This window comes from Novosphingobium sp. KCTC 2891 (assembly GCF_025938155.1).
Classification (GTDB): Bacteria; Pseudomonadota; Alphaproteobacteria; order Sphingomonadales; family Sphingomonadaceae; genus Novosphingobium.
Genome location: NZ_JAPCZG010000002.1, coordinates 279,860 through 295,108, shown reverse-complemented (window position 1 = coordinate 295,108; position 15,249 = coordinate 279,860). Strand labels below are relative to the sequence as shown.

General features: G+C 67.9%; 13 protein-coding genes. 6 read left to right on the top strand and 7 right to left on the bottom strand.

The genetic code is table 11. The annotated features are described in order from the left end of the window. The first annotated feature begins 152 nt into the window (after positions 1–152). Positions 153–362 (top strand): hypothetical protein, encoded by a 210-nt coding sequence (locus OLX02_RS05050; protein ID WP_264420781.1) that lies wholly within the window; start codon positions 153–155, stop codon positions 360–362. A gap of 228 nt (positions 363–590) precedes the next feature. Here OLX02_RS05050 and OLX02_RS05045 read toward each other — a convergent pair whose 3' ends face one another. Next, positions 591–1,559: a serine hydrolase gene (locus OLX02_RS05045; protein WP_264420779.1), complete on the bottom strand. Its 969-nt coding sequence runs from the start codon at positions 1,557–1,559 to the stop codon at positions 591–593. Between the two features lie 233 nt (positions 1,560–1,792). Between OLX02_RS05045 and OLX02_RS05040 the strand changes: the two genes are divergently transcribed. Together OLX02_RS05040 and OLX02_RS05035 are read left to right on the top strand one after the other, a co-directional pair. After that, complete coding sequence (locus OLX02_RS05040) at positions 1,793–3,130, top strand: phosphotransferase family protein (RefSeq protein WP_264420777.1); 1,338 nt, start codon at positions 1,793–1,795, stop codon at positions 3,128–3,130. A 5-nt stretch (positions 3,131–3,135) separates the two neighbouring features. Next, positions 3,136–4,431, top strand: a complete 1,296-nt coding sequence (locus tag OLX02_RS05035; RefSeq protein WP_264420775.1) for an acyl-CoA dehydrogenase family protein — start codon at positions 3,136–3,138, stop codon at positions 4,429–4,431. Positions 4,432–4,548: 117 nt separating this feature from the next. On the opposite strand, the gene metK is transcribed toward OLX02_RS05035, so the two are convergent. The 6 genes from metK to hisS all read right to left on the bottom strand — a co-directional run bounded on the left by metK (position 4,549) and on the right by hisS (position 11,811). After that, positions 4,549–5,769, bottom strand: coding sequence for a methionine adenosyltransferase (metK, locus tag OLX02_RS05030; RefSeq protein WP_264420773.1), 1,221 nt, complete (start codon positions 5,767–5,769; stop codon positions 4,549–4,551). 39 nt (positions 5,770–5,808) lie between these two features. Continuing rightward, a complete protein-coding gene (gene lnt, locus OLX02_RS05025) occupies positions 5,809–7,374 on the bottom strand; it encodes an apolipoprotein N-acyltransferase (RefSeq protein ID WP_264420771.1) in 1,566 nt (521 codons plus the stop codon). An 87-nt stretch (positions 7,375–7,461) separates the two neighbouring features. Further along, positions 7,462–8,421 carry a DUF4167 domain-containing protein gene (locus OLX02_RS05020; RefSeq protein WP_413630066.1) on the bottom strand — a complete coding sequence of 320 codons (960 nt, stop codon included), beginning with the start codon at positions 8,419–8,421 and terminating at the stop codon, positions 7,462–7,464. Between the two features lie 236 nt (positions 8,422–8,657). Then, positions 8,658–9,497, bottom strand: coding sequence for a peptide chain release factor N(5)-glutamine methyltransferase (gene prmC / locus OLX02_RS05015; RefSeq protein ID WP_264420767.1), 840 nt, complete (start codon positions 9,495–9,497; stop codon positions 8,658–8,660). Then, positions 9,494–10,558: a peptide chain release factor 1 gene (gene prfA, locus OLX02_RS05010; protein ID WP_264420765.1), complete on the bottom strand. Its 1,065-nt coding sequence runs from the start codon at positions 10,556–10,558 to the stop codon at positions 9,494–9,496. Before prfA ends, prmC begins: the two co-directional genes overlap by 4 nt. Next, a complete protein-coding gene (gene hisS / locus OLX02_RS05005; RefSeq protein WP_264420764.1) occupies positions 10,558–11,811 on the bottom strand; it encodes a histidine--tRNA ligase in 1,254 nt (417 codons plus the stop codon). Before hisS ends, prfA begins: the two co-directional genes overlap by 1 nt. Positions 11,812–11,918: 107 nt before the next feature. On the opposite strand from hisS, the gene OLX02_RS05000 reads away from it, so the two are divergent. The 3 genes from OLX02_RS05000 to ppa all read left to right on the top strand — a co-directional run bounded on the left by OLX02_RS05000 (position 11,919) and on the right by ppa (position 15,223). Then, positions 11,919–13,904, top strand: coding sequence for a M61 family metallopeptidase (locus OLX02_RS05000; protein WP_264420762.1), 1,986 nt, complete (start codon positions 11,919–11,921; stop codon positions 13,902–13,904). Between the two features lie 4 nt (positions 13,905–13,908). After that, entirely contained in the window at positions 13,909–14,574 is a 666-nt protein-coding gene (locus tag OLX02_RS04995; protein ID WP_264420760.1) for a DUF1345 domain-containing protein, read from the top strand. Positions 14,575–14,689: 115 nt separating this feature from the next. Beyond that, positions 14,690–15,223 (top strand): inorganic diphosphatase, encoded by a 534-nt coding sequence (gene ppa, locus OLX02_RS04990; protein ID WP_264420758.1) that lies wholly within the window; start codon positions 14,690–14,692, stop codon positions 15,221–15,223. The last annotated feature ends 26 nt before the right edge of the window (positions 15,224–15,249 follow it).

The following is a 15,249-nucleotide window of genomic DNA, read 5'->3' as shown; positions in this document are numbered from 1 at the left end:
CGCTATAGGAAACCGGGGTTGGCACGCATACGTCTAACGCTTGCAAGCCGATGAATTGCCGATTAATTGGGTCTGGAAGTCTACCGCCAGAGTAGGCTTTGCGGCGGGCTGCTTGCCCGGCGCGGTTCACTTCAATCCAGGGATTGTAACGCATGCGCAAGCTCATCCTCGCCGCTGTCGCCGGCACCGCCTTCGCCCTCGCCGGTTGCTCGGAAAAGCCGGCTGAAGAAGCCACCGAAGCTGCCACCGAAGCTGCTGCCGACGCTTCGGACGCCGCTGCTGACGCTTCGGGCGCCGCTGTCGACGCCAGCGCCTCGGCTTCGGAAGCCGCTGCTGACGCGAGCGAAGCCGCGAAGATGTAATCCCCGCCCGCAAGGGCAGGTTACGGATAGGGGGCATGGTCGCGCGCGCGGCCGTGCCCCTTTTTCTTTGTGCGGCGATCTCTGCGCGACGATCTTGTGGATGTGCGGGCTTTGCGGATGTGCGGGGCGGCCACCCGTCAGAGTTCGCAAACGGCAGCCGCAACGAAAAAGGGCGCCGGACGGCGCCCTTTTCCTTGTCAGCCTCTCGTCACCCCGTCGCCGGGAAGGTCAGCGCCGGACGATTTCCTGCGCGCCGCGCGTGGCGGGCTGGCTGTAGCCATCGTAGAGCGTGCGCGTGATCTGCGCGATCAGGTTGGCGTGGACGGTGTGGCTTTCGGGGCCGGTCACGAAAATGGCTACCGCCAGGTGGCGTCCGTCGGGCAGGCGGACGATCCCGACATCGTCGGTCACGCCGGCCAGCGTGCCGGTCTTGTGCGCCACCAGCGTTCCTTCGGGCAGGCCTGCGCGGATGCGGTTCTTGCCCGTGCTGGTGCGGGTCATCGTATCGAGCAGCACGGCGCGGCTCTGCGGGGAAAGCACGCCGCCACGGTCGATCGCGCCAAGCAGGGCGACCATCGCGCGCGGGGTGCTGCTGGTGCGGGTGTCGATCGTGGTCGCCGGATTGACCCGGCCATCGTCGCGCACCAGCGTGGCCATCGTGCTGTCCAGCCGCTGGCCGACGATTCCATTGCGCGTCAGCCACGCATTGACCGGGCCGATGCCGCCCACCGCGGTGATCAGGCCGTCGGTGGCGTGGTTGTTGCTGCGGGTGATCATCAATTCCATCAGGCCCTGCGCGGTCAGCACCTGACCGGGGCGCAGCGGCGCCGCCGCGCTGCGCGCGCTGACGGGTTCTGTCACGGGCATCATCATCGGCAACTGCTGGTCGAGCCGGAAGCGGCCCTGCTCCACGCCTTCGAGGAACGTGGCGGCGACCGCGACCTTGGCTGTGCTGGCCATCGGGAAGGGCATATCGCCGTTGACGAGGATCTGCCCGCCGCCATCGAGGTCCATCGCGGCCACGCCGATCCGGCCCCGACCCTGCGCCACGATGGCCGCGACGCGCTGCTGGATTTCCAGATCGCGCTGGTCCTGCACCGCCACCGGGGCGCGGCTCTGCACCGCGACCGGGGTTGCTGCGAGTGCCGGCACTGCGAGAAGCGCGGCGGCGAGAATCCTGTGAATGCGACTTGCCATGGCGGCTTTTCTAACCCCGACCCGTATGTCCCGTCATTGTCATATGTAACCTATTACGATTCCCCGGCAAAGCATTACGGACTCGTCCGGTCGCCGGCGCGCCACGGTCCGGCCTACGGCGGGGAACCGAATCGCACATCGGTGAAATGCGCTCTGGACTTTAATTGAGCGATTAAGTTAAGCCGGGAAAAATACCGGAGAGCCGCTCCGGACGCGATGACCCGGAGGAAGCCTTGGCGTTTGACCCGCAACATGATCTGGCACGCCCGCTTGGCGCGGTAATGGCCCGCGCCGGTGTGACCGCGCCGGTCACCAACCCCCGTCGCCTGTCGGGCGGGGCCAATCTGGAATCCTGGCTGTTCGATTGCGGCGATGAGGCCTTCGTGCTCCGCCGTGCCCCGTCCGAGGAATGGCTCGCCGGCCGTTCTCTGACCATGGAAGCCGAAGCGGCGATCGTCCGCCATGCCCATGACGGCGGCGTGCCCGCGCCCGAAGTGGTGGCCGAACTGCGTCCCGACGATGGCATCGGCAAGGGCTTCGTGATGCGCTGCCTGCCGGGCACCGCCGACCCCGAGGTCACGCTGTCCAGCCCGCCTTCGCTGGGCGAGGAACTGGCCGTCGCCATGGCCAGGATCCACGCGCTCGATCCCGCGCCGCTGCCGTTCCTGAACGTGCTGGAGCCGGCGGAAGGCGTCGAAGGACTATACCGGCAGTTCCTGGACGCGGGCGGCGATCGGCCGATCATCGCGCTGGGGCTTGCCTGGCTGCGCGCCAACCTGCCGCCGAAGGCCGCGCCCAAGGTGGTGCACGGCGACCTGCGCATCGGCAACGTGATGAGCCACGAAGGGCACCTTTCGGGCGTGCTGGACTGGGAACTGACGCATCTGGGCGATGGGCACGAGGATCTGGCCTATGGCTGCATGACGGTGTGGCGCTTTGGCCGGCTGGACAAGCTGGGTTTCGGGTTGACCGACATCGACACGATGGCGCGCGCCTATGAAGCGGCGGGCGGCGAGGCGTTCGATCCGGTGCGCTTCCGCTTCTGGCTGGTCTATCGCACGGTCTGGTGGTCGCTCGGCTGCCTTGGCATGGGCAAGACCTGGCGCAGCGGCGTGGACCGCCAGATCGAGCGCGTGGTCGTGGGGCGCCGCACCTCCGAACAGGAACTCGACCTGCTGCGCCTTCTTGAAGGCGATGCACCCGAAGCCGAGCGCACGCGCAAGCTGGCCCCGGCTGCGGCCGCGCCGGCGGCCGGCGACGGCGAGCCGAGCGCGAGCGAAATCCTCACCGCCATTTCCGAATGGCTGGCCTCCACCGTGAAGGACAAGCTGGCCGGGCGCGAGCGGTTCGAACTGGCCGTGGCGCAGAACGCGCTGGGCATCGTGCGCCGCCAGATCGAAGGGCGTCCGCCCACGTCCGATCGCGCACTGACCGAAGACATCCTCGCCGGCCGCGCGGGCCTCGCCACGCCGGGCCTGCTCGCCGACTTGCGCCGCCGTGCGCTCGATACGCTTTCCGCCGACATGCCGAAATACCCCGCGCTCGCCCAGGTGCGCGGCCTCTGGGAGTAATACCAATGGACTTTGACCTGCCCCAAGACCTGCTGGCCTACCTGGACGAGCTCGACGCCTTCATCGACGCGGAGATCAAGCCGCTGGAGCAGCAGGATGACAACATCCGCTTCTTCGATCACCGCCGCGAATGGGCGCGCACCGATTTCGAGAACGACGGCCTGCCGCGTCACGAATGGGAAGCGCTGCTGGTGGAAGCCAGCAAGCGCGCCGACAAGGCCGGCCACTGGCGCTTTTCGGCGCCGAAGAAGTACGGCGGCAAGGATGGCTCGAACCTGTGGATGGCGGTGATCCGCGACCGGTTCGCGGCCAAGGGCCTGGGCCTGCACAACGACCTGCAGAACGAACACTCGATCGTCGGCAACTTTCCCTTCGTTGCCATGTTCGAGCATTTCGGCACCGAGGCGCAGCAGAAGGAGTTCATCTTCGGCGGCTTCGAGCGCACGCGCCGCACCGCTTTCGGCCTGACCGAACCCGATCACGGTTCCGACGCGACCCACATGGAAACCCGCGCGGTGCGTGAGCAGCGTGACGGCGTCGACGGCTGGCTGATCAACGGCGAGAAGATGTGGACCACCGGGATGCACGTGGCCACCCACGTCGCCTGCTTTGCCCGCACCTCCGGCGAGGATGGCGCGGCGCGCGGTATCACCTGCTTCCTGATCCCGGCCGATCATCCGGGCGTGAAGGTCGAGGAATACCTCTGGACCTTCAACATGCCGACCGATCACCCGCGCGTGTCGTTCACCAACATCTGGGTGTCGGACGAGGCGCTGCTTGGCCCGGTCGACGGCGGCCTCGCCATTGCGCAGTCGTTCGTCCACCAGAACCGGATCCGTCAGGCGGCCTCTTCGCTGGGTGCGGCGACGTTCTGCGTGGAGCAGTCGGTGCAGTATGCGCGCGAACGCAAGCCGTTCGGTGAAGAACTGGCCCGCAACCAGGCGATCCAGTTCCCGCTCGTCGAACTGGCCACCCAGTGCGAGATGCTGCGCGCGCTGATCTACAAGACCGCGTGGCAGATGGACAAGATGGAGCACAAGCAGGTCGAGCGCGACCTGTCGGACAAGATCTCCATGTGCAACTACTGGGCGAACCGGCTGTGCTGCGAAGCGGCCGACCGCGCCATCCAGGTCCACGGCGGCATCGGCTATTCGCGCCACAAGCCGTTCGAGCACATCTATCGCCACCACCGCCGCTACCGCATCACCGAAGGCGCGGAAGAGATCCAGATGCGCAAGGTGGCCGGCTATCTGTTCGGCTACATGGGCCCGCGCAAGGCGCAGTACGCCAGCAAGGGCTGAGCCTGAGCCTGAAATACGAAGGCCCCCGCCCGGTTCGACCAGGCGGGGCCTTTTTTCGTTGATAGGCGATTTCGTCGATGGACGAGGGTATCGGCCGGACGTGCCGGCCAACCTTCCTCAGGCCGCGGCGGCGGCCTTGAGATCGTCCACGAGGTCGGTCTTTTCCCACGGGAAGAAGTCGCCCTCGGGCTTGCGGCCGAAGTGGCCGTAGGCCGCGGTCTTCGAATAGATCGGCTTGTTGAGGCCAAGTCCGGTGCGGATGCCGCGCGGGGTCAGGCCGCCCAGCTTCTCCTTCGCCACGGCCGTGACCGCCTGTTCCAGCTTGTCGTCCGAAACCGTGCCCGTGCCGTGGGTGTCGACATAGAGCGACAGCGGCTGCGACACGCCGATGGCGTAGGCCACCTGGATCGTGCAGCGCTTGGCAAGGCCGGCCGCGACCAGGTTCTTGGCGAGGTAGCGGGTGACGTAGGCGGCCGAGCGATCGACCTTGGTGGGGTCCTTGCCCGAGAACGCGCCGCCGCCGTGGGGCGAAGCGCCGCCGTAGGTATCGACGATGATCTTGCGGCCGGTGAGACCGGCGTCGCCATCGGGACCTCCGATCACGAAGCTGCCCGTCGGGTTGATGTGATAGACGGTCTCGGCCGAGAGAAGCTCTGCCGGGATCACGTCCGCGACGACCTTCTTGACGTAGGCGTTCAGCTCGGCGCCCTTCGCGCCTTCGTCATAGCCCGGCTTGTGCTGGGTGGAGACGACGATCGCGGTGGCCGCAACCGGCTTGCCATTGGCAAACCGCAGCGTGACCTGGCTCTTGGCGTCGGGTTCCAGGAACGGCGCCGAACCCGAGTGGCGGTCGGCGGCCATGTGCTCCAGGATCTTGTGGCTGTAGTCGAGCGTGGCCGGCATCAGGTCGGGCGTCTCGTCGCAGGCGAAGCCGAACATGATGCCCTGGTCGCCCGCGCCTTCGTCCTTGTTGTCGCCGGCATCGACGCCCTGCGCGATGTGCGCGGACTGCGGGTGCAGGTTGTTCTCGAAGCGGAAGGTCTTCCAGTGGAAGCCGTCCTGCTCGTAGCCGATGCGCTTGACCGTCTCGCGGACCGCGTCTTCGACTTCCTGTTCCACGCCGGGCGCCCAGTTGCCCTCGGTGTCCATGATGCCCTTGCCGCGGATCTCGCCGGCCAGCACCACGAGCTGCGTCGTCGTCAGCGTTTCGCAGGCGATGCGCGCTTCGGGGTCCTTGCTCAGGAACAGGTCGACGATCGCGTCGCTGATCTGGTCGGCGACCTTGTCGGGGTGGCCTTCGGAAACGCTTTCGGAGGTGAACAGGTAATCGCTGCGCATGGGGCGGGTCCGATATAAAGGATTCTTTATGTCGCTCGTCTAGCGAACCCGGCGGCGCCTTGCAACCACGCCGATCAAAAGAAGAATTGCGGCCCAGCCAAGCGGAAGCACGTTGCCCAGCCGCGCGAACAGGGTGGGCGCGTGGGCGGGCGGCACCATGCCGTCGAGCCTTCCGGCCAGATTGCGGCCCACGTGCTGGCGCACCACGCCATCGGCGTCGATCACCGCGCTGATCCCGGTGGTGGTGGAGCGCAGCACGGGCAGGCCTTCCTCGATGGCGCGCATCCGCGCCTGCGCGAGGTGCTGCGGCGGGCCCCAGCTGCCGAACCAGCCGTCGTTGGAAGGGTTGAAGATGTAGTCTGGACGGTGCGCGCGGTCGACGACCTGGCCCGAGAAGATGATCTCGTAGCAGATCTGGAAGCCGGCCTTGCCATAAGGCCCGAAATCGAGCGTGCGCGGCCCAGGTCCGGCCAGGAAATCGAGCGAGCCGGCCACCAGCCGCGACAGGCCGAGCGGTTCCAGCAGCCCGCGCATCGGCAGGTATTCGCCGTAAGGCACAAGGTGCGCCTTGGCGTAGCCGCCCCGGATCGCCCCGTTGCCATCGATGGCGGTGATGACGTTCCACGCACCGACGACCTGCCGCCGCTTCAGCTCCAGATCGACCGCGCCGGTCAGCAGCAGCCCTTGCGGCCCGATCACCCGGCCGATGCGCGCGCGCGCCACGTCGGGGTCGGCGGCATAGGTGGTGTCTTCGTACCAGTAGCGGTCATAGCCCGGGCGCAGGTAGTCGGGCACCGCGCTTTCGGGCCAGAGCACCAGCCGCTTCCGGGCTGGGTCTGCCGCCAGCGACAGGCCGGCGATGCGCCGGAACTGCGCCTCGAACTGGCGTGGATCGTTGATCTCGTCCTGCCCGATGTTCGGCTGGACCAGCGTGTAGGGAACGTGCCCCAGGCCGCCGTGGCCGCCGATGGGCAGCAGGAACGCGGCAAGGGGAATGATGGCATAGGCGGCGCCGGCCAGCCGCTGGCCTTTCGCCAGCGCGCGCCACGCGAACAGCCAGTATCCCGCCAGCAGCACCACCAGCCCGGACAGGGCATATGTGCCCAGCCAGGGTGCGGCGGCGGCAAGGCCGGGGCGGGCGAAGCCGCCCAGCGTCACCATGCCCAACGGGTTCCACGCAAAGCCGGTAAAGGCCCAGCTGCGCAGCCATTCGGCGAGGATCCAGCTGGCCGCGAACGCCGGGACCAGCGCCGCCTTCCAGCGCCGCGCGGCGATCCATGCCAGCATCGCCGCCAGCGCGGGGAACACCGCGAGGTAGAGTGCGAGGAGCACGACCGCGATCCAGCCGAGCCAGGCCGGCATCTTCGCCTGATAGGTGAAGGCGGTCGCGATCCAGCCGTTGCCCACCGTGAAAAGGCCCAGGCCGAACAGCCACCCGATGGCGGCGGCGCGCCATTGGCCCGGCGCCCGCTCGACCAGATGGACGAGCAGCGCCAGCGCGGCCAGCGTGACGGGCCAGAGCGCGAGGGGCTGGAAGCCGGTCGCCGCCGCCGCGCCGAGCAGCGGGGGGAGCAGCAGGGTGCGCGAGGAGGGGAAGCGGGGCATGATCCTCGTGGGCTATGCAAGGCAAAGGGGCCGATCGCAAGCGACCGACCCCTTCGTCAGGTTCCGAAAAAAGTGCGGCGGGTGCCCTCAGCCTTCGGCGGGGGCGGCCTCGGCCGGCGGATTCTTGCGCGGGCGGCCACGGCGCTTGGGCGCAGGCGCCTCGTCGCCGGCGTCCACCGGGACGGGGGAAGCTTCACCGCCCTCGCTCACCGCGTCGGCGCGTGCGCCGAATGCGGGGGGCAGGCTCGACGGGTCGAGACCGGGCGCCGAGGGCGCATCGCCCGCGGCATCGGCACGGCGCGTACGGGTGCGCGGCTTGAGGCCGCGCGTCGACGGAACGTCGCGGATGAACGGGTTGTCGTTCGCGTCGGCGATGGGTTCGCCTTCGTCGGCACGAATGCCTTCGCCGGGCAGCGTCTGCTGCTCGGCCGGAGCTTCGCGCTGCTCGTTGAAGCGGGGACGATGCTCGCGCTTCTCGCGCGGCTCGCGATCGGGACGGCGGTTCTCGTCGCGACGGTTATCCTCGCGACGGCCATCCTCGCGGCGGTTGTCGTCACGGCGACCTTCTTCCCGGCGACCTTCGTCGCGGCGGTTATCGTCGCGACGGTTATCCTCACGCCGGTTATCCTGACGATTGTCGTCGCGGCGCCCCTCCTCGCGGGGGGCCTCTTCACGGCGGCCTTCATCACGGCGCGATTGGGGGCGGTCGAAGCCGGGGAAATCGACGTCCATGCCGAATTCCAGCGTGTCGTCGTCGCTCTCGGGCTCCTGCCACCGCTCGCCGGGTGCGCGCTGGCGCTGCTCTTCCTGACGAACGCGGGTGTCGGCGATGACGCGGAAGTAGTGGTCCGCGAACTGGAGATAGTATTCGGCCTGAACGCGGTCGCCGTTGAGGTGCGCGTCCTGCGCCAGCTTGCGGTACTTCTCCAGAAGCTGGGGGGCGTTGCCCCGGGCGCGGCTGTCGATCCGGTTGAGCTGCTGGCCGCTACCCTGCGGGCGGCTGTTACCGCGACCGCGACGGCGGTTGTTCCCACGATTGTTGTTCAACTCAGGCACTTCCTTGTCTGGGGCGGCCTATCCGGTGTTCTTTGCAACGCCGATTGCCGCGCAACCCTGTGCCACGGCATCGCACCTGCGATCCGCGGTTCCCAGCACTTGCTTGCCTCCGGTCCGGTTGACCGGTGATCGTTGCAAATGGTGGAGTTGGCCGGGACGGGAAGCCTTCATCCGTCGCCCTGCCTTTGCCCTAATTAGGGAAGCGCCGGTGCCTTGCCAAGTGCTATTTAGGGTTTCCGGCGCATTTCGACGCCTCTTTCTCGACCGGCAAGGTCACGATGGAGGTGGGACGAGAGGCCGGCGGCGTCTGCCAGTGCCGCCACTTCCTCGCCCTGGGTCCAGCCCACCTCGACCAGCGCGATGCCGTCGGGGGCGAGAAGGTCGGGCAGTCGGGGGACCAGCACGCGGTAGTCATCCAGCCCGTCCGCGCCCGCGAACAGCGCGCTTGCCGGCTCGAAATCGAGCACCGAAGGCGCCAGCGGCTGGGCCGTCTCGATATAGGGCGGGTTCGCCAGGACCAGATCGAAAGTGCCAAGGCTCTCGCTCCAGCCGGGTGCCGTCCAGTCGCCGGCCTGCATTGTCGCACGGCTCGCCATGCCAAGCGAGGCGGCGTTGCGGCGTGCAACGCCCAGCGCGCCCGGCGACCGCTCGATCCCGATGCCCTGCGCCTGCGGCCAGAGCGAAAGCGCCGCCAGCAGCAGCGCGCCCGAGCCCGTGCCAAGATCGAGCACGCGGTTTGGCCCCGGCCGCCCGGCAAAGGCCTCGCGCGCGGCCTCGATCAAGGTTTCGCTGTCGCCGCGCGGGATCAGCACATCCGGGCTGACCTCAAGCTCCAGTCCATAGAAGTCCTGATGCCCGACGATGTAGGCCACCGGTTCGTGCATCAGGCGCCGCTCGACCAGCGTGTCAAAGCCGGCAGGCGCAGGGTCCGCCATGCGGCGCAGCAGCACGTCCGTGCGCGAGCAGCCCAGCGCGTGGGCCATCAGCACTTCGGCATCGAGCCGCGCCGTGTCGCTGGTCGCGGCAAGGCGCTGCGCCGCGCCGCGCAGAGCCTCGGCGACGGTCACGAATCCATCGCGGCCAACCGCTTGGCCTGGTCCTCGGCGGTGAGCGCGTCGATCAGTTCGCCAAGGCCGGTGCCTTCGAGCACTTCGGGCAGACGGTGGAGCGTCAGGTTGATGCGGTGGTCGGTGACGCGGCCCTGCGGGAAGTTGTAGGTGCGGATGCGCTCGGAGCGGTCGCCCGAGCCGACCATCGCGCGGCGCGCTTCTGCTTCCACGCCCTGCGCCTGTTCGCGGCGCAGGTCATAGAGGCGGGTGCGCAGCACCTGCATCGCCTTGGCCTTGTTCTTGTGCTGGCTGCGTTCATCCTGGCAGATCACCACCAGGCCGGTGGGCAGGTGGGTGATGCGCACCGCCGAATCGGTGGTGTTGACGTGCTGTCCGCCGGCGCCGCTGGCGCGGTAGATGTCGATCTTCAGGTCCTTGTCCTCGATCTGGACATCGACTTCGTCGGGCTCGGGCAGGACGGCCACGGTGGCCGCGCTGGTGTGGATGCGCCCGCCGCTTTCGGTGACGGGCACGCGCTGCACGCGGTGGACCCCGCTTTCGAACTTGAGCCGGGCGAACACGCCCTGCCCGGAAACGTGCGCGACCACTTCCTTGAAACCGCCCAGTTCGTTGGCGTTCGCGCTGATCACCTCGACGCGCCAGCCCTGCTCGGCGGCGAAGCGTTCGTACATCCGGAACAGGTCGGCTGCGAACAGGGCGGCTTCGTCGCCGCCGGTGCCGGCGCGGATTTCCAGCATGGCCGGGCGTGCATCGGCCGTGTCGCGCGGCAGCATGGCGACCGAGAGACGATGCTCTGCTTCGGGCAGTTCCGCCTTCAACCGGGCGATTTCCTCGTCCGCCAGCGCGCGCATCTCGGGATCGTCGAGCGTGGCGAGGCTGGCGAGTTCGCCGCGCATCGCCTGCACTTCCTCGGCCACGCGCGCCACCGGCTCCAGCTCGGCATAGTCGCGGCTGGCGGTGACGAAGGCCTCTCCTTCGAGCGTGCCCGAGGCAAGTCGCGCCTCAAGCTCGGCAATACGCGCGGCAATCTGCCCGAGGCGAGCGTCGGAAATGGCCATCAGGCGGCGATGTGCGCCGGAATCGCGTGGAGCGCGACGCGCGCCTGTTCGCCCGTGCCGAGGTTCTTCACCGTGGCTTCACCGGCAGCGAGTTCCTCGTCGCCCACGATCAGCGCGAAGCGCGCGCCGCTTTCGTTGGCGCGGCTCATCCGCTTCTTCATGTTGCCGCGAAAGCCCATCTCGACGACCAAGCCGCCGCGCCGCAGCGTGGCGGCGAGGCCCAGGCAGGCGGCTTCCGCTGCCGCGCCCATCGGCACGATGGCCACGTCCGCCGCGGGTTCCTTCACCTCGCGCGCGTCGGCCACCAGCATCGCCAGCCGTTCGATCCCGGCTGCCCAGCCGACCGCGGGGGTGGCCGCGCCGCCCAGTGCTTCCATCAGCCCGTCATAGCGGCCGCCGCCAAGCACGGTGCCCTGCGCGCCCAGCCGGTCGGTGACGAATTCGAACGCGGTGTGGCGATAATAGTCCAGCCCGCGCACCAGCGCCGGCGCGCGCGTCCACGCCACGCCCGCCGCGTCCAGCCCGGCGGTAACCTTGGCGAAGAAGTCCTGCGCTTCGTCCGAAAGGAAATCGTCGATCTTCGGAGCGTCGGCGGTGAAAGGCTTGTCGCGCGGGTCCTTGCTGTCGAGGATGCGCAGCGGATTGCGCTCCAGGCGGTCCTGCGAATCCTCGCTCAGCGCGTCCTTGTGCGCGCGGAAGTAGTCGATCAGCGCGGCGCGCCATGCTTCGCGGCTGGGGGCATCGCCCAGAGTGTTGAGCTGGAGCGTCACCCCGTCCGCGATGCCCAGTTCCTTGAGCAGCTGGTCGGCCATCACCAGCAGTTCCACGTCCGCCTGCGGCTCGCCCGCGCCGATGATCTCGGCGTCGATCTGGTGGAACTGGCGATAGCGGCCCTTCTGCGGGCGCTCATAGCGGAACAGCGGCCCGTGCGTGGCGATCTTGAGCGGCGCGTGCTGCTGCCAGCCGTTGGTCAGATAGGCGCGGGCGAGGCCGGCGGTGAATTCGGGGCGCAGCGTCAGCGATTCCCCGCTGCGGTCCTCGAACGAATACATTTCCTTCGAGACGACGTCGGTCGTCTCGCCCAGCGAACGCGAGAACACCGCCGTTTTCTCGAACACCGGCATTTCGGTCCGGCGGAAGCGGTAGAGCTTGCGCACCCGCTCGAATGTCTCGACGACGAAGCCGAACGCTTCGGCATCGGGGCCGAAGATGTCCTGGGTGCCACGGATGGCCTGGGGTGTTTCCTTGCTCATGTCCCGCGGCCGATAGCGCCAAAGGGCGCGCAATAAAAGGCATGGGCGCACACGTGCCCTCACCGGTTGCGGATGCGACCGGTTGCCGCCATGACAAGGCGATGACGATGACGCCTGCGCTTTTCCGGATCTTCGGCGCCCGGACCCTTCTCGCCTTCAGCCTTGCCACTTGCGCCACTGGCCTCATCGGCACCGCGCACGCGCAGGTCCAGCCCGCTGGCAACAGCCGTCCGGTGGCCGTGCCGCTCCGGCAGACCGTGCCCGATCCGCAGGACGTGCCCTATCCCGGCACCATCGCGCTCGACATTGACGCGACCGACACCGTCACCGGCGCTTTCCGCGTGACCGAGACGATCCCGGTCGCCCCCGGCGCGGCGCGGCTGACGCTGCTTTTCCCGCGCTGGCTGCCGGGGAACCACGGCACGCGCGGCCCGCTCGCCGAACTGGTCGACGTGCGCTTCAGTGCGGATGGCAAGCCGCTGGCGTGGAAGCGCGACCCGGTGGAGGTGAACGCCTTCCACATCGACCTGCCCGCCGGCACGCGCGAAGTCGTGGCCACGATGATCCACACCTCGCCGCTGCGCGAGGCCGAGGGCCGCATCACCGTCACGCGCGAAATGCTCAATCTCCAGTGGGAGAAGATGAGCCTCTATCCCGCCGGGCACTATGTGCGGCAGGTCCGGATCAAGCCGACCGTCACCTTTCCCGCCAACTGGACGGTGTTCACCGCGCTGGACGGGCGCAAGGCCAGCGGCAACCGCGTGACCTGGGACGTGACCGACTACGAAACGCTGGTCGATTCGCCGGTCTTCGCCGGTATCCATGCGCAGCGGTTCGACCTGGGCCGCAATGTCTCCATCGATGCGGTGGCGGACAAGCCCGAGCTGCTGGCGATCAGGCCGGAGAACCTTCAGGCCTATCGCAACCTGGTGGAGGAAGCGCAGGCGCTGTTCGGCGCGCAGCATTTCGACCACTACGATTTCCTGCTGGCGCTGACCGACCGGATGGGCGGCATCGGGCTGGAGCATCACCGCTCCAGCGAGAACCAGATGGAGCCGCGCACCTGGATCGACTGGGCGCAGGGCGACTGGGACCGCAACGTGGTGCCGCATGAATTCGTTCATTCGTGGAACGGCAAGTTCCGCCGCCCCGCGCGGCTGTGGACACCCGACTACCGGCAGCCGATGCAGGACGACCTGTTGTGGGTCTATGAAGGGCAGACCCAGTTCTGGGGCTATGTCCTCGCCGCGCGGTCGGGTGTGCAGGGCAAGGACATGGTGCTGGGGATGCTGGCCAGCAACGCCGGCCTGTTCACGCAATATCCGGGCCGGGAATGGCGCTCGGTGGAGGACACCACGCTCGATCCGGTGTTCGCCGCGCGCAAGCCCAAGCCGTTCCCTTCGCTCGCCCGTGCCGAGGAATACTACACCGAAGGCGCGCTGGTGTGGCTGGAGGCGGACCAGATCATCCGCGAGGGCACTGGCGGGGCAAAGGGGCTGGACGATTTCGCCCGTGCCTTCTTCGGCCAGCGCGGCGGCGACTGGGGCGTCGCACCCTATGAACTGGCGGACGTGGTGCAGGCGCTGAACGCGGTCTATCCTTATGATTGGGCGGGCTTCCTGCGGACCCGGATCATGACGCCGGGCCAGCCCGCCCCGCTCGCGGGGATCGAGCGCGGCGGCTATCGCCTTATCTGGCGCGAGCAGCCCAACGCCTATGACAAGGGGCGGATGGACGACGGCAAGTATACCAACCTGAACCATTCGATCGGTGTCGCGATCGACAAGGAAGGCAAGATCTCGGCCAGCCGCTGGGACGGCCCCGCCTTTCGCGCGGGGCTGGTTTCGGGCATCCAGGTGATCTCGGTGAACGGCACCGCCTATGACGCGGAAGCGATCAAGGCCGCGATCACCGCTGCCAAAGGCACGGCCAGGCCGATCGAACTGCTCGTGAAGCGCGACGACCGGGTCTACACGCTGGCCATCGACTATCACGACGGATTGCGCTGGCCATGGCTGGAGCGGGTGACGGACGGCAAGGGCCCGGTCGGGCTCGACGCCCTGCTCGCGCCGCGCAAGGGGGGAGCGAAGTAGCGCCATGCAGACGATCCGGCGCCTGCGGCTGGGCGAGAAGATCGCACCGCCGCGCTTCATCCTGTTCCTCGTGCTGCTGGTCGCCGGGTTCTTCGGCTGGCGCGCGTTGACCGGGGCGCAGGGCTTTGCCGATCCGTTGGCGATGGGCTTCGATTTTGCGGCCATCGCTTTCCTCGTCTCGCTCTGGCCGCTGCTGCGCGATTGCGACATCGAGACGATGCGCCGCCATTCGGAGGAGAACGACGCCAACCGGGTGCTGATCCTCCTCGTCACCTCGGTGCTGACGGTGGTGGTCATGGCGGCCATCGCGGGCGAACTGCCGCTGGCGAGCAAGGGCGACCGGCTGGCGATGGCGCGCCTGATCGGCACGCTGGCGCTGACCTGGTTCTTCGCCAACGGGGTCTATGCGCTGCATTACGCGCACCTTTACTACACCCGCCACGGTGAAATGGGCGCGGACGCCGGCGGTCTCGACATTCCGGGCACGACGACGCCCGATTACCTCGACTTCGCCTACTTCGCCTTCACGCTGGGGATGACGTTCCAGACCTCGGACATCGAAATCACTTCGCGCGCCGTGCGGCGCATCGCCACGCTGCATTCCTTCGCCGCTTTCGTCTTCAACATCGGCGTCATCGCGTTCACCATCAACGCGCTCGGCGGCAGTTGAGCCCCGTCTATAGTTATACGCGATAAGTATTGTTGCGGCGCACAAGGGGCTTCGCTAGAGGCACCGCAAAACCCACGCACACCGGCCCATCGCGGCCTCGAAGCAAAGGCAGACCATGCGCATCGACATGATTCCCACCGGGGACAATCCGCCCGAAAGCCTCAACGTCGTCATCGAAGTTCCCGTTGGCGGCGAACCGGTGAAGTACGAGTTCGACAAGGCCTCGGGCGCGCTGTTCGTCGATCGCATCCTGCACACGCCGATGCGCTATCCGGCGAATTACGGCTTCGTGCCGCACACGCTTTCGCCCGATGGCGACCCGCTCGACGCGCTGGTCATCGCGCGCTCGCCCTTCGTCCCCGGTTCGGTCGTCCGCGCCCGCCCGATCGCCGTTCTCAACCTTGAGGACGAGCATGGCGGCGACGAGAAGCTGGTGTGCGTGCCGGTCGATTCGACCTTCCCGTACTATTCGGACGTGAAGGAGAAGGAAGACCTTCCCGAGATCGTGCTCCAGCAGATCGAGCACTTCTTCACGCACTACAAGGACCTGGAAAAGGAAAAGTGGGTCCGCGTCGGCACCTGGGGCGGCGCCGCCGATGCACGCCAGATCACGATCGAGGCGATCGAGCGCGCCAAGCAGGCCAAGTAATCCTACCCATCCCGCCCGCCGTCCGG

Excerpts from the sequence above, each read along its gene's own strand:
- ppa (WP_264420758.1), top strand. The coding sequence starts at position 14,690 with ATGCGCATCGACATGATTCCCACCGGGGACAATCCGCCCGAAAGCCTC.
- hisS (WP_264420764.1), bottom strand. The coding sequence starts at position 11,811 with ATGAGCAAGGAAACACCCCAGGCCATCCGTGGCACCCAGGACATCTTC.
- OLX02_RS05035 (WP_264420775.1), top strand. The coding sequence starts at position 3,136 with ATGGACTTTGACCTGCCCCAAGACCTGCTGGCCTACCTGGACGAGCTC.
- OLX02_RS05045 (WP_264420779.1), bottom strand. The coding sequence starts at position 1,559 with ATGGCAAGTCGCATTCACAGGATTCTCGCCGCCGCGCTTCTCGCAGTG.
- prfA (WP_264420765.1), bottom strand. The coding sequence starts at position 10,558 with ATGGCCATTTCCGACGCTCGCCTCGGGCAGATTGCCGCGCGTATTGCC.
- OLX02_RS05050 (WP_264420781.1), top strand. The coding sequence starts at position 153 with ATGCGCAAGCTCATCCTCGCCGCTGTCGCCGGCACCGCCTTCGCCCTC.
- metK (WP_264420773.1), bottom strand. The coding sequence starts at position 5,769 with ATGCGCAGCGATTACCTGTTCACCTCCGAAAGCGTTTCCGAAGGCCAC.
- OLX02_RS05000 (WP_264420762.1), top strand. The coding sequence starts at position 11,919 with ATGACGCCTGCGCTTTTCCGGATCTTCGGCGCCCGGACCCTTCTCGCC.
- lnt (WP_264420771.1), bottom strand. The coding sequence starts at position 7,374 with ATGCCCCGCTTCCCCTCCTCGCGCACCCTGCTGCTCCCCCCGCTGCTC.
- OLX02_RS04995 (WP_264420760.1), top strand. The coding sequence starts at position 13,909 with ATGCAGACGATCCGGCGCCTGCGGCTGGGCGAGAAGATCGCACCGCCG.